Source organism: Thalassovita litoralis, from assembly GCF_900182725.1.
GTDB lineage: Bacteria > Pseudomonadota > Alphaproteobacteria > Rhodobacterales > Rhodobacteraceae > Thalassobius > Thalassobius litoralis.
On the sequence record NZ_FXTO01000013.1, the window covers coordinates 10,961 to 28,800 of the forward strand.

The 17,840-nt window shown below is 59.9% G+C and carries 14 protein-coding genes, 1 tRNA gene and 1 pseudogene; 10 read left to right on the plus strand and 6 right to left on the minus strand.

Annotated features, from left to right (window positions below):
- Window positions 1-42: 42 nt before the first annotated feature.
- The 4 genes from FN828_RS11185 to FN828_RS11200 are packed head-to-tail and all read right to left on the minus strand — an operon-like array spanning window position 43 to window position 6,055.
- Window positions 43-3,372: an error-prone DNA polymerase gene (locus tag FN828_RS11185; protein ID WP_142493535.1), complete on the minus strand. Its 3,330-nt coding sequence runs from the start codon at window positions 3,370-3,372 to the stop codon at window positions 43-45.
- Window positions 3,369-4,868 carry a Y-family DNA polymerase gene (locus FN828_RS11190; protein ID WP_142493536.1) on the minus strand — a complete coding sequence of 500 codons (1,500 nt, stop codon included), beginning with the start codon at window positions 4,866-4,868 and terminating at the stop codon, window positions 3,369-3,371. The genes FN828_RS11185 and FN828_RS11190 overlap by 4 nt, the downstream gene beginning before the upstream one ends.
- On the minus strand, window positions 4,795-5,373 hold the full coding sequence (locus FN828_RS11195) for an ImuA family protein (RefSeq protein ID WP_142493538.1): 579 nt from the start codon (window positions 5,371-5,373) through the stop codon (window positions 4,795-4,797). The genes FN828_RS11190 and FN828_RS11195 overlap by 74 nt, the downstream gene beginning before the upstream one ends.
- Window positions 5,363-6,055 carry an SOS response-associated peptidase gene (locus tag FN828_RS11200; RefSeq protein WP_142493540.1) on the minus strand — a complete coding sequence of 231 codons (693 nt, stop codon included), beginning with the start codon at window positions 6,053-6,055 and terminating at the stop codon, window positions 5,363-5,365. The genes FN828_RS11195 and FN828_RS11200 overlap by 11 nt, the downstream gene beginning before the upstream one ends.
- 315 nt (window positions 6,056-6,370) lie before the next feature.
- Between FN828_RS11200 and FN828_RS20820 the strand changes: the two are divergent.
- Window positions 6,371-6,613: pseudogene (locus FN828_RS20820) on the plus strand (transposase); the annotation flags it as partial.
- Between the two features lie 110 nt (window positions 6,614-6,723).
- On the opposite strand, the gene FN828_RS11210 reads toward FN828_RS20820, so the two are convergent.
- Window positions 6,724-6,808: transfer RNA gene (locus tag FN828_RS11210), tRNA-Leu, on the minus strand.
- 68 nt (window positions 6,809-6,876) lie between these two features.
- Complete coding sequence (locus FN828_RS11215; RefSeq protein ID WP_142493544.1) at window positions 6,877-8,445, minus strand: NAD(P)H-hydrate dehydratase; 1,569 nt, start codon at window positions 8,443-8,445, stop codon at window positions 6,877-6,879.
- 175 nt (window positions 8,446-8,620) lie between these two features.
- On the opposite strand from FN828_RS11215, the gene FN828_RS11220 reads away from it, so the two are divergent.
- From FN828_RS11220 to FN828_RS11255, 9 genes are all read left to right on the plus strand, one after another.
- A complete protein-coding gene (locus FN828_RS11220) occupies window positions 8,621-8,959 on the plus strand; it encodes a P-II family nitrogen regulator (RefSeq protein ID WP_136340092.1) in 339 nt (112 codons plus the stop codon).
- Window positions 8,960-8,990: 31 nt separating this feature from the next.
- Complete coding sequence (gene glnA / locus FN828_RS11225; RefSeq protein ID WP_142493545.1) at window positions 8,991-10,397, plus strand: type I glutamate--ammonia ligase; 1,407 nt, start codon at window positions 8,991-8,993, stop codon at window positions 10,395-10,397.
- 314 nt (window positions 10,398-10,711) lie between these two features.
- On the plus strand, window positions 10,712-11,755 hold the full coding sequence (locus FN828_RS11230; RefSeq protein WP_142493547.1) for a hypothetical protein: 1,044 nt from the start codon (window positions 10,712-10,714) through the stop codon (window positions 11,753-11,755).
- Window positions 11,756-12,027: 272 nt separating this feature from the next.
- Window positions 12,028-13,239, plus strand: a complete 1,212-nt coding sequence (locus tag FN828_RS11235; protein WP_142493548.1) for a bifunctional alpha/beta hydrolase/OsmC family protein — start codon at window positions 12,028-12,030, stop codon at window positions 13,237-13,239.
- A 96-nt stretch (window positions 13,240-13,335) separates the two neighbouring features.
- Window positions 13,336-14,643: an adenylosuccinate lyase gene (gene purB, locus FN828_RS11240; protein ID WP_142493550.1), complete on the plus strand. Its 1,308-nt coding sequence runs from the start codon at window positions 13,336-13,338 to the stop codon at window positions 14,641-14,643.
- A gap of 65 nt (window positions 14,644-14,708) precedes the next feature.
- The gene (locus FN828_RS20515; protein WP_185958997.1) at window positions 14,709-14,861 is read left to right on the plus strand and encodes a hypothetical protein; all 153 of its coding nucleotides are present in this window, start codon (window positions 14,709-14,711) and stop codon (window positions 14,859-14,861) included.
- 69 nt (window positions 14,862-14,930) lie between these two features.
- Window positions 14,931-16,019, plus strand: a complete 1,089-nt coding sequence (locus FN828_RS11245) for a flagellar motor switch protein FliG (RefSeq protein WP_142493552.1) — start codon at window positions 14,931-14,933, stop codon at window positions 16,017-16,019.
- Between the two features lie 67 nt (window positions 16,020-16,086).
- A complete protein-coding gene (locus tag FN828_RS11250; RefSeq protein WP_221930551.1) occupies window positions 16,087-16,944 on the plus strand; it encodes a DMT family transporter in 858 nt (285 codons plus the stop codon).
- A gap of 8 nt (window positions 16,945-16,952) precedes the next feature.
- A complete protein-coding gene (locus tag FN828_RS11255) occupies window positions 16,953-17,837 on the plus strand; it encodes a lysophospholipid acyltransferase family protein (protein WP_235891460.1) in 885 nt (294 codons plus the stop codon).
- The last annotated feature ends 3 nt before the right edge of the window (window positions 17,838-17,840 follow it).

The window sequence follows — 17,840 nt, forward strand, 5'->3', positions numbered from 1 at the left end:
TAATACATGCCCCGGCCTGATCATGGGTGCAAGTCTTCCGGATCAATGGAAATCCCGGCTTGGAAACAGCTTTTTGGCTTGCTCGCGCGGGTGCCGGGCGGTGGGGCCAGTGTGTGTTTCAGCCGGGTGCGCCACTGCATCCTTTGCCGGTCGCCCCAAGCTGGCAAGCATGGATGAGAGGTCCTCGATCCTCTCGGCAATAAGGTGTATCACCTGCCCCTCGCGTTCAATCCGGCCCGTGACACGCAGCAACCGCCCCGCGATCACCGCCTTGCGAAACGCCTCGTAGACTTTGGTCCAGACCACCACGTTGGACACGCCTGTTTCATCCTCCAGCGTCAGGAAAATCACGCCCGAGGCCGTGCCGGGGCGTTGGCGTGTGATGACAAGGCCTGCCACAGTGACGCGTCCGTTGGCCCGGACCAGCCGCTCATGCGGCAGGCTTTCTGGCAGGTGGGCACGCAAAATCTCCATCGGATGAGCGCGGAGCGATAAGCGCAGGGCAAGGTAATCCTCGACCACCTCCTGACCCAGCGTCATTGCCGGCAGGGTGACCTGAGGCTCAACCCCGCCTTCGCCATCGGCACCGAACAGCGGCAGGGGTTTAGGCCCCCGCAGCGCACGGGCCGCCCAAAGCGCATCGCGACGATTCAGACCGAGCGGGGCAAATGCATCCCCCTCAGCCAATCGCTCCAGCGCATCGGGGCGAAGTCCGGCTCGGCGCCACAGGCTTTCGACATCCGCATACCCATTGCCACGGGCGGCTTCGATCCATACCGCATCTTCTTCGCGCAGACCCTTGATCTGGCGAAACCCAAGGCGCAGAGCCAGTGCCCCGTCGCTGCGTGGCTCTAACGTGCAATCCCAAGCGGAATGGTTAACGGATACGGTACGGATTTCGACACCGTGCTCGCGTGCATCCCGCACAAGCTGCGCCGGGGCATAAAACCCCATTGGCTGGCTGTTGAGCAGCGCACAGGTAAACACCGCCGGATGATGTCGTTTCAGCCACCCGGAAATATAGACCAGCCGGGCAAAGCTTGCGGCATGACTTTCAGGGAAACCATAGCTGCCGAAACCCTCGATCTGGGCGAAACAGCGTTCCGCAAAATCCGCCTCGTATCCGCGCGCCAGCATCCCGGAGACGAACCGCTCCCGAAACGCGCCAATGGTCCCCATTCGCTTGAACGTTGCCAGTGAGCGGCGCAATCGGTCCGCTTCGGCTGCCGAAAACCCCGCCGCGACCACGGCAATCTGCATGGCCTGTTCCTGAAACAACGGCACGCCATAGGTGCGCCCCAGAACCTCCATCATGGCGGGGCCAAAATCCTCGACCTGCTCCTTGCCCTGACGCCGATTGATGAAGGGATGCACCATACCGCCCTGAATCGGACCAGGCCGGATGATGGCAACTTCGCACACCAGATCGTAGAACGTGCGCGGTTGCATACGCGGCAGGAAATTAAGCTGCGCTCGGCTTTCTACCTGAAACACCCCGATCGCGTCAGCCCGGCACAGCATATCATAAACTGCCGGATCTTCGGGCGGGACAGTGGCAAGGCTCAGCGGCAGGTGGCGGTGATCTTTCAACAGCGCAAACGCCTTGCGGATACAGGTTAACATACCAAGCGCCAGAACATCGACCTTCAACAAGCCAAGAGCGTCAATATCGTCCTTGTCCCATTCGATGATGGTGCGATCCTCCATCGCCGCATTCTCGATGGGACACAGTTCGTCCAGCCGCCCGTGGGTGATAACAAAACCGCCGACATGCTGGCTCAGGTGCCTTGGGAATCCGATGATTTCGCCAATCAGCCGGGCCGCAAGCGCCACGCGCCCGTCCGTTGGGTCGATCCCGGCATCGCGCATCCGATCCGCACCCGGCGCGCTGGAGGACCATCCCCAGATCTGCCCCGCAAGTCGGGCAATCACGTCCTGACTCAGCCCCATCACCTTGCCAACCTCGCGGATCGCGGCGCGTGACCGGAAATGGATCACAGTCGCAGTCAGCCCCGCCCGGTGGCGGCCATAGCGTTCGTAAATCCATTGGATGACCTCTTCGCGGCGTTCATGTTCAAAATCCACGTCGATATCTGGCGGCTCACCGCGCTCCTTTGAAATGAACCGCTCAAAAATCAAGGTGATGCTTTCTGGGGGCACTTCTGTCACGCCCAGCAGGTAGCAGACCACCGAATTTGCCGCCGAGCCGCGCCCCTGACACAGGATGCCTTTGGAGCGTGCAAAGGCTACGATGTCATGAACCGTCAGGAAATACGGGGCATAGCCCATTTCCTCTATCAGCTTCAGTTCCTTGTCGACCCGTGTGACGATTTTGGCGGGCGGCCCCTCGGGATAACGCCAATACAGCCCTTTGCGCGACAGCCTCTCCAGTCGCATCTGCGCGGGTTCGCCGCCCTGTGCCTCATCAGGGTATTGATAGCGCAGATCATCCAGCCGAAACGCGCAACGGTCGGCAATTTCCAACGTGCGCCGTATCGCCGCCGGGTAGCGGTGAAACATCCGCGCCATGTCTTCGGGGGCTTTAAGGCGACGTTCGCCATTGGTCAGCCGCCGTTCGCCAATCGTGTCGATGGTACATCCCGTCCGCAGGCAGGTCAGAACATCCGCCAGCGGACGCCGGGCCGCGCGATGCATGATAACATCGCCCACGGCCACAAGCGGCAAGCCGGTGTCATGAGCCAGCCGCGCCAGCCGCTCAAGCCGCGATGGATCGCGCCCGTCATAGCGCGGGGCTGCGCCAAGGAAACACTGACCGGGAAAGGCCCGCAGCATGTGCCGGATGTCACTGGCAAGGTTTGGATCTGAAGGCTCCATTGGGTCGGGTGGCAACGCGATCAGCACCATGCCCTGCCCCCAGTCAGACAGATCTTTGCGCGTCAGGTGGCAATCGCCCTTTTCTGCGCGCCGTTTGCCCAGTGATAAAAGCCGGGTCAGCCGAGACCAGGCCGCGACATCCGTGGGCAAAGCCAGCCAGTCCACCGCACTATCGGTCAACACGATCCGGGCGCCGGGGATCAGCTTGGGCAGGGGCAGGTCTGGTGAAACGTAAGGGATATCGTTGTAATCCCCCTGTTGCCTTATCTGACGGCTGGAATGATCTGTCACCTGTCGAGATCGGATTGCGGGGCCGGACTCGGACCCATCGCGAACCGCGCGGACCTCATCCTTCAGCCGGATCAGTTCCTTCAGCGCCGAGAACGCCCGCACCACCCCCGCAACCGAATTGCGGTCGGTGATGGCAATGGCCGCCAGACCCAATTCGGCTGCGCGGGTGATTAGCTCTTCGGGGTGCGAGGCTCCAGTCAGGAAGGTAAAATTGCTGGTCACGCACAGCTCAGCATAGCCCGTCATGCGAACTCTCCTTGTGCGAACCAGTTTTGCGTGGATCCTGCCGGGGCCTGTGGCGTGTGAAACAGCCATAACCGTGCGCCTTCGCGGGTTTCCACACGCCAGTAATCCCGCAATCCTGAACGCCAGGCGGGATCATCAAACCACCATTCCGGGGTGATCCGTTCCGGCCCATCCGCGCGCAGCGTGTTGAAGGACATGCGCCGCCATGTGAACTGGGCGGGGGGATGGCCGGGCTGTCCCAGTCCTTTTGTCGTGACCAATTCGGGTGGGAAGATGATGATCGGGCGATCCGGGCCGCGATGCGGAGGTGGGGATTCTGCTTCGCTATAAGCGGCGGGGGCTATCAGGAAACTGCGTTCCGGGATTAAACTGGCTGCCGGTAAAAGCCGCAGCACCCGGTCAAATCCCAGCCGGTTGCCCAGCCGGGAGAACAGATCAGCCAGCGCGTCATCTTCGTGGATGATTCTGGGGCCACCGATCTGCTCAGGCGGCTGGTCTTCGGTCACATGGGCGACCAAGCGCATGGCTTCGATCCCGAACCCGGCGTCCACCTCCGCCACACCCTTGGCGAAAAGCGCCGCAATGCGCTCTGGATCGCGCATCGGGCGGGCCAGCCCGATTTCCACCCGTGCGATTTCGCGATCAACCCGGTGGAGTTCCAGATGCAGACGTCGCGCCCCACGATGATGCCCAGCCAGAGTGGCACACAACCGATCCAGCAGACGCCTAAGGCCCGCCATCACATCGGCTTGTACCCCGATCGGTTCCGGCAGGGTCATCCGCACCCCGAAATACGGTGCCTCCGCCTCGGGCGAGATCGGCTCGGGCTGAAGGCCCAGGGCCTGATCAAGCCGCAGTACAAGACCAGTGCCAAAGCGTCGTGCCAGAGGGGCGCGGGGCAAGCTTGCCAGATCCCCGATCCGGTTCAATCCCATGCGGGACAGCCCTTCGGCCACGTCGCTGCCGATCCTCAACGCCGAAACCGGCAGGCGGGCAAGACCGTCCTGCACCGTGCCTTCGGGCAGGATGCCGCCGCCATGACAGGCCAGCGCATAGGCTGCGCCGCGGGTTTCGGCGATGGCACTGGATAAGGTCAGGCCAACCCGTTCCAGCCGCGCATGTAAATCGGCCCTCAATTCCGGCTCTCCACCAAAAAGATGCGGCACGCCGGAAATATCGGCAATCAGTCCACCCGGCCCGTCTCGCGCCACCATTGGCGAATAACGTCCAGCCCACCGTCTAAGCCCGGCCAATGCTGCGGCTTCGCGTATCAAATCTGCGGGCCGGGTAATCAGATCAGGACAGATGGCACGGGCATCAGTGGCTGCCATGCCGCAATGTACCCCACGCGCCTCGGCCTCCGGGTTCAGGCAGTGCACATGATCGGTGTTCCCTGATCGATGGATCAGGGCGAACGGTCCCTCAAGGGGACGTTTCCGCAGCGCACTGTCGCTCGCCAGTCGCGGAAACCGAATGGACAGAAGCCGTTTTGCCATTCCAGTGCACGGTCCAGATTCCTGAAGTTCCCTTTTTGTTCTTCTTAAGACTCCATCGATGCAGAGTCGAGTCCCGCCGTTCAGATGCAATTGGTGTACATCGCCAGCGAGTTTCGGCCGCATGACTGCCCTGCCCCTCGCGGATCAGCATGAGACCTGTTGTTCGTCCCGCTTCGGCCGCCAGTTGCAGACGCCGACCAGCGATCAGTGACAGGGGCTTTTCCGGCTCGGCAATGATCAGCCCAACCCCTGTGGTCCTCAGTGCTTCCTCAACGGCCCACAGAAGATCCCCCTCGTTTGTGGGTCGGACAAGGTGCAATCGTTGCCCGACACCTTCGGGCAGGCCGCGCAACATCGGCAGATGGTAGGCATGGCCAGGCAGGACCCAGATCAGTGGCCCGGTTCGACGCGTCGCCTGAAACAAGGCAAAGCTGCGCCGCCCTTGCCCTTCGGCCTCGTGCACCCGATGCGGGACCAACGCGAACGGATCGTTCTTAACCGACATGGTTAGCCACATCCTCGCGGACCCCTTCGGCCACAATTGTAAGCCGCCCATCCGGCAGGGGACGTTGAAGGGTCAGCGCCTTCTCGGTCGGGGCCGTTAACCAGCATCGCCAGTCTTCGGGCCGGGTCAGGATCAGGGGCATAGCTTTGGGGTGAACAGCTGCAACTTCGGCATTTGGTTCGCAGGTCAGGAAACCGAATATCTCTGCCGTTACTTCGCCTTCCTTCAGTTTGCGTACCGAAGTCCATGTGGTGCGTATCCCAGCGAAGAAACCAAGGGGGCGATCCACTCCCAAAGCGAACCAGACCGGCGAATTACGCGAGGCACCGCGACGTCCGTCAAGCTCGGAAAAGCTGGTAAAAGGTACAAGGCAACGGTGCTCTACCCCAAGCCAGCGCCGCCAATGGGGCGAACCGACATTGCGGATGTTGGTCACGCCCTTGTCAACGCGCTTGCCCTCAAGGAATTTGGCCGGGGTTGGCATGCCCCATCGCGCCATAGTCAATTGCCAAGCCGCCCCCGCGCCTCGCCGAATGATCGGTGCGGGATAGTCGGGCCAGATGCCGGGTATTGGTGGCAGGTTTCCGGTGCGATCCACCAGTTCTTCCCCCTCTTCCAGCATGGCATCAAAAACATGCCGCATCGCATCTTGGCTCTTCGTCTGGGAATAGAGATTGCACATGGGTCACGATTCCCTTGCTCTTGTCAGGAAGGCGAACAATAGCAGAACATATGCGGTATGGGAATTATGCGCCATCCTGCGAGGATCGAAACCCATCACCCCCTTTTGCTCTTTGCAAAGACCATGATCAGGAAGATTGGCATAAGAGCTGCACCAAACACATATATCGTCCTGAACCAAGGGTCGTTATCACCGACAAACTGCGCAGCTATATCAAACCGATCAAAACAGAGGTGGCCCGACGAATCTGAACAGTTGAGTTAGGTGGATTTTCTGCTCCCACTCCGGCAGCGTTGCCGAGACAAAGGAGAGAAGATGACAAGACGACCGCGACGTAACCACAGCCCTGCATTCAAGGCGAAGGTCGCACTGGCGGCCTTGAAGGGCAACAAGACGATGAGCGAGTTGGCGACCCAGTTCGATCTGCATCCCAACCAAATCAAGCAGTGGAAAGACCAACTTCTGAACGGCGTTTCGGATGTCTTCGACGACAAGCCGAGGGCTTCGCCCCCCGAGATCGACGTGAAATCCCTTCATGCGAAGATCGGCCAGTTGGCACAGTCTCCATTCTTATCACCAAACGACGACCAAAAAGGGGACTCAAAGGGGGACTGCAATAATGAACGACTTCGCAACCCACTGATTTTATTTAAAGATATTCACATAAGTGGTGCGGGTGGAGGGACTTGAACCCCCACGCCTTGCGGCGCCAGAACCTAAATCTGGTGCGTCTACCAATTTCGCCACACCCGCACATTCATCAGCCAACGGCTGGTTCGACGCTCCTTAGCAAACCCCTTCACGGGATGCGAGAGGAAAAATTACTTTCCTGATACAAGATTGGAAACGGCATTCTGCAAATCGCGGAACACGGTCGGTATCGCCTCGGGTAAATCCTCGGCAATCAGGCCCGGCCCGGCACGGCGTGCAGCGGCCGCGTGCAACCACGCGCCCGTTTGAGCGGCCTGAAACGGAAGCATCCCGCGCGCCAGAAGCCCGGTAATCAGCCCGGTCAGAACATCGCCTGATCCGGCTGTTGCCAGCCACGGGGCGGCCTGATCGTATGCCGCCGCATGAACCGCACATCGCCCGTCCGGGGCTGCAATCACCGTATCCGCGCCTTTGTACAACACAACGCACCCGGCCCGTTTCGCGGCATCACGGGTGGCATCCACCTTGGACCGGATCGGCCCGCGCAACGGCAATTCGGCCAAGTCAGCAGCAATATCCGGGAACAGCCGCGCAAATTCGCCGCCATGTGGGGTCAGCACACAGCCCGGATGCAATGTCTGCCACAAATCCCGATCCCCGGCCAAAAGCGTCAGGGCGTCGGCATCCAGAACAGTCGCCCGCCCGGCCGCCAGCGTTGCCGCGATCAACCCCGCCGCGTGATCGTTCAACCCCAACGCCGGACCCAACCCCACGGCATTCAGCCGCCCGTCCTGCAACACAGCGGACAGGCCAGCGCCATCAGCCACGCGCCGCAACATGATGGCAGTCACCTGACAGGCCACCTCTTGCTGGGCCGCAGGCGGCACCCCCAGCGTCACCAGCCCGGCCCCAACCCGTAACGCCGCCCGCGCCGCCAAACGCGACGCGCCAGTGCGCCCGGCCCCACCGGACAGGATCAGTGCATGACCGTGCGAGAATTTATGCCCCGCCCCTTTGTTCAGTAACCGCCAGTCGGGGGCCATCACTTGCTGCACCACCGAAGGCGCCCCGCTTTGTGCCAGTCCGATGTCCGCGACCACCAGTTTGCCACAACGATCCGGCCCCTCGGCCAAAACATGCCCCAGTTTTGCGGCATGAAAACTGACCGTTATATCAGCCATCGCCGCCGGTTCACCCGGCTCTGACGTAAAGACTCGCCCGCTATCGGCGCAAAGCCCGCTGGGAATATCCACCGCCACGCATACGGGTCGCGTTGCCGACCCATCGCGCAGCGCTTTCATTCGCTCAAACAACGCTGCCAGCCCTTCTGGACTGCGTGTCAACCCGGTGCCGAACAGCGCGTCAATCACCAGATCGCAGTCCCAAGCCGATCGCGCCAGAAATTCAGAAACGGGGTGAACGCCGCCGTGCCATCTATCGTAATTCTTTCGTGCATCGGGCGGCAATTTGTCGATCTGGCCAAAGAAAAACACCTCGACCATCCAGCCCCGCGCCGCCAGCAGGCGGGCAATCACAAACCCATCGCCGCCATTGTTCCCCGGCCCGCATAAAACAACTGCGCAGCGCGGGGTTTTCTGCATCTGCGGCCATTGCGCCAAGACAGCATCGACCACGCCCTGACCGGCCTGTTCCATCAGGTCCAGCCCCGTAGCCTGTCCCGACTCGATAGCGGCACGTTCGATGCTGCGCATTTGTGCAGATGTCAGAATTTCAGTCATTATGCCCGCCTCAGCGATTCAATTTCGATGATTTTTCGTGCAAATTGCACAAAATTTAATCACTCACCCCGGTTTCAGCCATGCCTTCCCGGTGACATAACCATAGCTAATTGTGGCTGTTCAGGGAAAGTGATCTGTCGGCTTGCAACACGTCATGGCGAGGAGATCCAAAGCGATGAAGAAGATCGAGGCGATCATCAAGCCCTTCAAGCTTGATGAAGTAAAAGAAGCGCTGCAAGAGGCCGGTATCCAAGGTCTGAGCGTGATCGAAGTCAAAGGCTTCGGTCGTCAGAAGGGCCATACCGAACTGTACCGCGGCGCTGAATACGTCGTGGACTTCCTGCCCAAAGTGAAAATCGAAGTTGTGCTGGACGACGATCTGGTTGATGGCGCAATCGAGGCGATCATCGACGCCGCCAAAACCGACAAAATCGGTGACGGCAAGATTTTCGTCAGCCCCGTTGAACAAGCTATCCGCATCCGTACCGGCGAATCCGGCTCGGACGCGCTGTAATTACCCCCAATACAAAGAAAGGGATAAGAGAATGAGCAAGGACGCAGTTCTTAACCTCATCAAGGACGAGGAAATCGAATACGTCGATATCCGCTTCACCGATCCGCGTGGCAAACTGCAACACGTGACGGTTGTCGCCGATCTGGTTGACGAGGATTTCCTGGAAGAAGGCTTCATGTTCGACGGTTCGTCGATTGCAGGCTGGAAGTCGATCGAAGCATCGGACATGAAACTGATGCCCGACACTGACTCGGTTTATGTTGACCCGTTCTATGCGGAAAAAACCCTGTGCATCCATTGCTCGGTCGTGGAACCCGACACCGGCGAATCCTACGAACGCGATCCGCGCGGCACCGCACAAAAAGCCGAAGCCTACCTGAAATCCTCGGGGATCGGCGATGTGGCCTATATGGGGCCTGAAGCTGAATTCTTCCTGTTCGACGACGTGCGCTATTCCGTGACCCCGTCGAAAGTTGGCTATTCGATCGACGCCGAAGCCGCAGCATGGAACACCGATGCAGAATTCGAAAGCGGCAACCTGGCACACCGCGCGGAACACAAGGGCGGCTATTTCCCGGTGAACCCCGTGGACGAAGCACAGGACATCCGCGCCGAAATGCTGTCGACCATGAAGCGCATGGGCATGAAAACCGACAAGCATCACCACGAAGTTGCGACCTGTCAGCACGAACTGGGCCTGATCTTCGGGACCCTGACCGAACAGGCTGACAACATCCAGAAATACAAATACGTGATCCACAACGTGGCCCATGCCTATGGCAAGACCGCGACCTTCATGCCGAAACCGATGAAGGGCGACAACGGGTCGGGGATGCACGTCAACATGTCGATCTGGAAAGACGGCAAGCCGCTGTTCGCAGGCGACAAATATGCCGATCTGTCGGCAGAAGCCCTGTATTTCATCGGCGGCATCCTGAAGCACGCGAAATCGCTGAACGCCTTCACCAACCCGTCGACCAACAGCTACAAGCGTCTGATCCCCGGCTTTGAAGCCCCCGTTCTGCGCGCCTATTCGGCCCGTAACCGTTCGGGTTGCGTTCGTATTCCGTGGACTGAATCGCCCAAAGCCAAGCGCGTCGAGGCCCGTTTCCCCGATCCCGCGGCGAACCCCTACCTGTGCTTTGCCGCCCTGCTGATGGCTGGTCTGGACGGGATCAAGAACAAGATTGATCCGGGCGACGCAATGGACAAAAACCTGTACGATCTGCCCGCAGAAGAGCTGGCCGGGATCCCCACCGTTTGCGGTTCGCTGCGCGAAGCTCTGGACGAGCTGCAAGCAGATATGGATTACCTGCTGGCCGGTGACGTGTTCACCAAAGACCAGATCAATGGTTACATCGCCCTGAAGATGGACGAGGTTCATGCTTACGAGCATACCCCCCACCCCATCGAATACCAGATGTACTATAGCTGTTGATCAAGCAGTCACTGACTTGGGAAAGGGCGCCTTTGGGCGTCCTTTTTCTTTTGCCAAGCGGCCAACGCTGCGAATCAACCCAAAGCAGAGAATTTTCACCCCCAAACCGAACCAGATAGGCGCGGTTTTGCGCCTCTCTCTGGTCAGGGATACATCCAACCCGGATTTTTCCCGCCCCACTGTTCGTTGACAGGCAACAGTGTCGCCCATGACGCGGGATTACCCCGCAGTCACCGAATTTCGGCCATAATCTTTCCCTTTTTCCCCTCCAGATTGAACAGGACGAACAGGATAAGAAGGCCGGAGCCTCAGTGATGAAAACCGACGAAAACCGCTATACTTCTGGGCTGGTGTTTCTGGCCTCTCGCAATTGCGACACGCTTGAACTGAGCGTCAGCTTGCAGCGCGTTCTGGAAGCAAACGGCCACCGCATTTCCGGCGTTCAGGTGCAATCCGAAAACCATGTGCAGGTCATCTCGGACCTGCTGACGCTGGAACTGTCTGTCCCCGATCACCCCGGCCCCGCAACGCCCGAACCGTTGGACCATGAAACGGCATCTGCACGGGCCATTTTGGACCATGCCGGGCTGATCATCGAAGTATCCCTGACGCAGCCGCTGGACAGTGAAACGACCCCCGCCAAACGCGCGACACAGGCGACGCTGGCCAGCCTGACCTGCCAGATGGCAGTCTGGCTGGAACCCGACTATATTCAATGGCTGGACGAAGAAACCCTGCTTGAAACGCAGGATTTTGTCAAAGCCGTGGCCCGCGTCATGCCCCGCCGCGTGAAGCGCAAAGAGCAAACCACGCAACAGCGCCCTGTCCGTGCGGTTCCCGGCCCCATTCTGGCGCAACCGCAAATGGCGATGGCAATGGCTTCTGTCTCTCCGGCTCCGTCCCCGGCGGCTGTGGTGCGCCCGAACCATCCGGCCCTTGCCCCTGATCGCCCACAAACACCCCGCGCACCGGGACGGTTCCCGGATGTGGACATCACCTCGCGGCTGTTGGAACGGGAATATGACCGCCGCAGCCAACAGGCCATGAGCCAGACCGAAATTCACGAACTTTCCGAACTGCGCAGCAGTTTCCAAGACGTCGATGATTCAGCCTTGGAAGAAAGCGGAATCGCCGCCCCACGCAACAGCGTGGCCCGTATGGCAACATGGTTCGTGTCCATCACTGTTGGCGTCTTTTCATTGCCGCTGGCGGCATTCCTGATGGTGTATAACCTGTTTCGTGGCGAAGATTTCCGCCTGTCAGCTCACACCCTGTCCCTGACCGGACTGTTTGCGGCGCTAAATGCCAATGGCGCAACCGCCGATGTGATCGGCATTGTAACGAAAATCGTCAGCTAACCCGTTTTCCCCAACCTTGCGCGGCAAGGGACCTGGCCGTCGCCCCGCGCGATGGCCTTTTCGTATGGTGTTTTTCTCCTTGGCAAAACACCCCTCCGATATGCCGCCTGCCTGCGATGACCGCAAAGCGGCAGCGCACGCCCTATGTGTTCTCTGTGGCTCAACTTCGCGTGACGACAGCTTATGGCAACTGGTGCAGCCCGTCCTCACACCCTAATCTTTTGGTAAAGCGGCCCCCTGCGCCCCGAAATCCACAAATTGAAAGACCATTCATGCCTTCTGAACGCATCACTTTTGTCGGCCATGATGGCGCCCAACTGGCAGCCCGGCTGGACCTGCCTGACGGGCCGCATCAGGCCACCGCCATATTTGCGCATTGCTTTACCTGCACCAAGGACATCGCCGCCGCCCGCCGGATCAGCCAGCGGCTAGCCGGGCTGGGTATCGGTGTGCTGCGTTTCGATTTCACCGGGTTGGGCCATTCGCAGGGGGAATTTGCCAACACCAATTTCACCTCGAACGTACAGGACATTCTGGCCGCAGCCACCTATCTGACCGGGCGGAACATGGCCCCGACCCTGCTGATCGGGCATTCGCTGGGCGGGGCGGCTGTGTTGCGTGCTGCACCGCAGATCAATGGCATTCGCGCGGTTGCCACGCTGAACGCGCCATTCGATCCGGCCCACATTCTGAAAGCGTTTGAAACGGATATTCACACCATCGAAACCGAAGGCTGCGCACAGGTGCAACTGGGCCACGGGGCATTTCCGATCACCGACAGCTTTCTGAAAGACGTGTCACAGGCCAATCTGATTGATGCCATCGGCCACTTGAAAGCCGCGCTTTTGGTGCTGCACGCCCCGCGGGATGAAATTGTGGGGATCGACAATGCCACCGGCATTTTCGTGGCCGCCAAACACCCCAAAAGTTTCGTGACTCTGGATGATGCCGACCACCTGATTTCCCGCGCTGCGGATGCAGAATACGCCGCGCAGGTCATCGCCACATGGGCCAGCCGCTATCTGGCGCTGAAACACCCCGCCCCGCCCCCCGGCGCACCCGAAGGTGTCGTGCGCGTATCCGAGGCCGACCCGGACGGTTTCCTTCAGGATATTCAATCCGGCCCCCTGCATCACAGCATTGCCGATGAACCCCTGGCCTATGGCGGCACCAATCGCGGCATGACCCCTTATGGATTTCTGGCTGCGGGGTTGGGGGCCTGCACCTCGATGACGATCCGCATGTATGCCCGGCGCAAGGGCTGGCCGCTGAAACATGTGCGGGTGGATGTCACGCAGGGCAAAGTTCACGCGCAGGATGCCAGCAATGCCGACAAGATTGATCTGTTCACCCGCCGCATCCATCTGGACGGCGACCTGACCCCGGATCAGCGCGAAAAGCTGCGCCAGATCGCGGATAAATGCCCGGTTCACGGTACGCTGACCCGTGGCAGTCAGGTGGAAACGCTGCTGGCAGATGATTAGGGCCGTTCCCAACCGCTACATATGACCGCCCCACCCTTGCCGCGCAGGGCTACGGGGGGTAAAGAACGCGCCAACCACCATATCCAAGGAAAGCCGATGATCCCGCGTTATGCCCGCCCCGAGATGGTCTCTATCTGGTCGCCCGAGACCAAGTTCAAGATTTGGTACGAGATCGAAGCCCACGCCTGTGATGCACAGGCCGATCTGGGCGTGATCCCGCGCGAAAACGCCGAAGCCGTCTGGAAAGCGAAAGACGTGGAATTCGACGTGGCCCGCATCGACGAAATCGAAGCTGTCACCAAACATGACGTGATCGCATTCCTGACCCATCTGGCCGAACATGTCGGCAGCGAAGAAGCGCGTTTCGTGCATCAGGGCATGACCTCGTCCGACGTGCTGGATACCTGCCTGAACGTGCAACTGGTCCGCGCCTCGGATATTCTGCTGGGTGGTCTGGACAAGGTTCTGGCCGCGCTGAAAAAACGCGCCTTTGAACACAAGGACAGCGTGCGCGTGGGCCGCAGCCACGGCATTCACGCAGAACCCACCACGATGGGCCTGACCTTTGCCCGTTTCTATGCCGAAATGGACCGCAACAAGGCCCGCCTGCAAGCCGCCCGCGAAGAAATCGCCACGGGCGCGATTTCCGGCGCGGTTGGCACCTTTGCCAATATCGACCCCGCCGTCGAAGAACATGTTTGCAAGATGATGGGCCTGAAACCCGAACCCATCAGCACGCAGGTGATCCCGCGCGACCGTCACGCGATGTTCTTTGCGACGCTGGGGGTTATTGCCTCCTCCATCGAAAACGTCGCCATCGAAATCCGCCACATGCAGCGGACCGAGGTGCTGGAAGGCGCTGAATTCTTCTCGATGGGTCAAAAAGGCTCGTCGGCGATGCCGCACAAAAAGAACCCGGTGCTGACCGAAAACCTGACCGGGCTGGCCCGTCTGGTGCGCATGACCGTGGTGCCTGCGATGGAAAACGTGGCGCTGTGGCACGAACGCGATATTTCACATTCGTCGGTGGAACGCGGCATTGGCCCGGACGCGACCGTGACGCTGGATTTCGCGCTGAACCGTCTGGCAGGCGTTGTTGAAAAAATGCTGGTTTTCCCGCAAAACATGCTGGACAACATGAACAAATTCCCCGGTCTGGTGATGTCGCAGCGGGTGCTTCTGGCGCTGACGCAAGCGGGCGTTTCGCGCGAAGACGCCTATGCGATGGTGCAGCGTAACGCGCTGAAAGTCTGGGAAGACCGCGTTGATTTCCGCGAAGAGCTGCTGGCGGACAAGGATGTTGTCGCGGCCTTGGGCGTGGATGGCATCAACGAAAAATTCGACATGGGCTATCACACCAAACATGTCGACACGATCTTCCGCCGGGTGTTCGGCGAGGTCTGAGTTCGTCAGAATCGCGAAACTGTGCTATGCTCCCTGTCATGTGACCCATGACAGGGAGTTTTCTTATGATCCGCACCGTTCTGATTGCGCTTAGCCTGACCATCGCGCCGCTGACCGCAATGGCCGAATGCCCCTATGACCACCAACAGGCGATGTCCTGCGCCGATGGCAAGGTCTGGGATAAAGACAGCAAATCCTGCACCAGTGCCACCGGCTAAACTGCTGGGCTAAAGGGTTTCTTCATTCTTCGCTGGTTATCTGCCCTAAACGCTGACGAAGAGGGATGGATGACCAACTCGACCCAACTGGCCCGGATCACCCCGGCGAAAAAAGCGGTGCCTGCGTCCGGCACGGGGAAATCTGTGCGCCAATCCCCCGGCCTGACCCGCAGGCAAAAGGCCGCTATCATGGTGCGGTTTTTGTTGTCCGAAGGGGCCGATCTGGATTTTTCCGACCTGCCCGAAGAATTACAGGCTGAACTAACCCGCCAGATGGGCGACATGCGACTGGTGGACCGTCAGACATTGGCGAATGTCGTGGCCGAATTTGCCGGTCAGTTAGAAGAAATCGGCGTGACCTTTCCACATGATCTGGCCGGGGCGCTGACCATTCTGGACGGGCGCATTCATCCCCGCACCGCTGCCCGGCTACGCAAACAGGCGGGCGTGCGCCAATATGCGGACCCGTGGGATCGGATCAGGGCGCTGGATGCCCCTGCCCTGTTGCCGATTTTTCAGGACGAATCGACCGAAATCGCCGCTGTGGTCCTGTCTAAACTGGATGTCACCCGCGCGGCCGAGGTGCTGGCCCTGCTGCCCGGCGACCACGCCCGCCGCATCACCTATGCCGTATCACTGACCGGGGCTGTCACGCCCGATGCCGTGGACCGGATCGGCCTGTCGCTGGCCGCGCAGATGGACGCCCAGCCGGAACGCGCCTTCGCAGACGGACCAGACAAACGCGTGGGCGCTATTTTGAACTTTTCCCCTTCGGCCACGCGGGATGAATTACTGACCGCGCTCGAGGATGAAGACGCCGAATTTGCCGCCCGCGTCCGCCGCGCGATTTTCACTTTCAACGACATTCCCGCTCGGATTGCCTCGCTGGACGTGCCCAAACTGACCCGTGCCGTGGATCAGCCCGTGCTGGTGATGGCGCTGGCCCATGCCACCGCCACGGATGGCACCGCAGCGGCGGATCACATCCTGTCCAACCTGTCAGGCCGTATGGCGGACGCCCTACGCGAAGAAATGGCCGAATCCGGCATCATCAAACCCAAATCCGGGGAAGAGGCGATGGGCGCCGTCGTCGCCGCCATCCGCCAGTTGGAATCAGCCGGAGAGATAGAGCTGATCCCCGAAGAAGAAGACCAGTAGCACTGGACACTGACAATTATGCCCCATAACGTCCCGCCGTTATCCGCCACGCAGGGAAGCTGCCGTTATGTCCAGACTATCGCCCAACGGGCAGGCCATCGCCCTGATGTTGGGGGCGCTGTTATTTTTTTCCATCATGGATGCCACCGCCAAGGAACTGGGTCAGCATATCGGCACGATCCCTACGGTCTGGTCCCGCTATGCCGGGCAAAGCCTGATGGTTTTGATCGTGGTATTCCCGCGACTGAAAACCGTGATGCGCACGCGCTATCCCGGCCTGCAACTGGCGCGATCCGTGTTGCTGATGATCGGCACTGTCTGTTTCTTTTCGGGATTGGCCCATATTGGTTTGGCCGAGGCCACGGCGATTATGGACATCAACCCGGTGCTGATCACGCTGGGCGCCGCGCTGTTTCTGGGGGAAAAACTGGGACCGCGTCGCATTTTTGGCATTGCCGCCGCGATGGTCGGCGCGTTGATCATAATCCGGCCCGGATCAGGCGTATTTTCCCCTTATGCCTTGTATCCGCTGGCGGGCGCGTTCGCCTATTCCGGCTATAATCTTGTCACCCGGTTCGTGGGCAGAAACGAAGATCCCTGGACATCACTTTTGTATACCGCGCTGTTCGGCGCAATCCTGCTGTCCTGCGCCGTGCCCTTCTATTGGGTCACGCCCAGCCCGTTTGCGTTGATGCTCATGGCCGTGTTGGCGATCTGCGGCACGGCCTCGCAGTTGTTGCTGATCCGGGCGCTGTCTATTGGCGAAGCCGCGATGCTGGCCCCGTTCGCCTATGTCGGGCTGATCTTTGCCGCTTTCTGGGGAATCACCCTGTTCGGGGAATATCCTGACCTTTGGACAAGTATCGGCGCTCTTGTGATCGCGGTATCCGGCATTTATGTCTGGCACCGGGAAACAAGGGGATAACCGGGCTTTTGGCGAAGAAACAGAAAACCCACGGCGGCTGGCAGGACTGGATCGCGGATCGTGTCCTGCGCGGGGTGATCGGCACGGCGCTGGCCCTGCCTTGGGAAACCCGTGTGCGTCTGATGGGCTGGTTCACCCGCCGCGTCCTGTCCCCCACGGTTGGCTATCGCAAACGCGCCATCGCGAACCTGAGCTATATTTACCCGGACATGTCCGCCGCGGAAAAACGCCGCATCGCGGATGCCGTGGCCGATAATGCCGGGCGCACGATGATAGAAAACTACGACACGGCGGGCCTGCTGGAGCGCACAAAAACGCAATCCATTTCCGGCCCCGGCCTGTCAGTGATCGAACAGGCCCGCGCCAATGGTACGCCGGTCCTGATGGTCACAGCCCATTATGCCAATTTTGAAATTCCCCGCGCCGCGCTGGTCAACCGTGGTTTTCAGATCGGCGGGCTGTATCGCCCGATGGCCAACCCCTATTTCAACGAACATTACGCCGAAAACATGAAACGCCTGTCCGGCCCCGTGTTTGAAAAGGGTAAACGCGGTACGCTGGGGCTGATCCGCCACATTGCCAAGGGCGGGTTCGGCGTGCTTCTGTTTGACCTGCATGACAAGTCAGGCGAACCGATTGATTTCATGGGGAAACCCGCGCCTACCCTGACCTCTGCCGCTGAAATCGCGATGCGAACCAAGGCGCTGCTGGTGCCGTTCTTCGCCACCCGTCACGCGGATGGGGTGAATTTCGATGTGGAAATCGAAGCGCCGATTCCGCACACCGACCCGCTGACCATGACCAACGAAATGACGCGGCGACTGGAAACGCGGGTAAACGCCCATCCTGAACAATGGTTTTGGATTCACCGCCGTTGGAGCAAAACGCTCTGAGTT

Excerpts from the sequence above, each read along its gene's own strand:
- FN828_RS11185 (WP_142493535.1), bottom strand. The coding sequence starts at position 3,372 with ATGACGGGCTATGCTGAGCTGTGCGTGACCAGCAATTTTACCTTCCTG.
- FN828_RS11190 (WP_142493536.1), bottom strand. The coding sequence starts at position 4,868 with ATGGCAAAACGGCTTCTGTCCATTCGGTTTCCGCGACTGGCGAGCGAC.
- FN828_RS11195 (WP_142493538.1), bottom strand. The coding sequence starts at position 5,373 with ATGTCGGTTAAGAACGATCCGTTCGCGTTGGTCCCGCATCGGGTGCAC.
- FN828_RS11200 (WP_142493540.1), bottom strand. The coding sequence starts at position 6,055 with ATGTGCAATCTCTATTCCCAGACGAAGAGCCAAGATGCGATGCGGCAT.
- FN828_RS11215 (WP_142493544.1), bottom strand. The coding sequence starts at position 8,445 with ATGACTGAAATTCTGACATCTGCACAAATGCGCAGCATCGAACGTGCC.
- FN828_RS11220 (WP_136340092.1), top strand. The coding sequence starts at position 8,621 with ATGAAGAAGATCGAGGCGATCATCAAGCCCTTCAAGCTTGATGAAGTA.
- glnA (WP_142493545.1), top strand. The coding sequence starts at position 8,991 with ATGAGCAAGGACGCAGTTCTTAACCTCATCAAGGACGAGGAAATCGAA.
- FN828_RS11230 (WP_142493547.1), top strand. The coding sequence starts at position 10,712 with ATGAAAACCGACGAAAACCGCTATACTTCTGGGCTGGTGTTTCTGGCC.
- FN828_RS11235 (WP_142493548.1), top strand. The coding sequence starts at position 12,028 with ATGCCTTCTGAACGCATCACTTTTGTCGGCCATGATGGCGCCCAACTG.
- purB (WP_142493550.1), top strand. The coding sequence starts at position 13,336 with ATGATCCCGCGTTATGCCCGCCCCGAGATGGTCTCTATCTGGTCGCCC.
- FN828_RS20515 (WP_185958997.1), top strand. The coding sequence starts at position 14,709 with ATGATCCGCACCGTTCTGATTGCGCTTAGCCTGACCATCGCGCCGCTG.
- FN828_RS11245 (WP_142493552.1), top strand. The coding sequence starts at position 14,931 with ATGACCAACTCGACCCAACTGGCCCGGATCACCCCGGCGAAAAAAGCG.
- FN828_RS11250 (WP_221930551.1), top strand. The coding sequence starts at position 16,087 with ATGTCCAGACTATCGCCCAACGGGCAGGCCATCGCCCTGATGTTGGGG.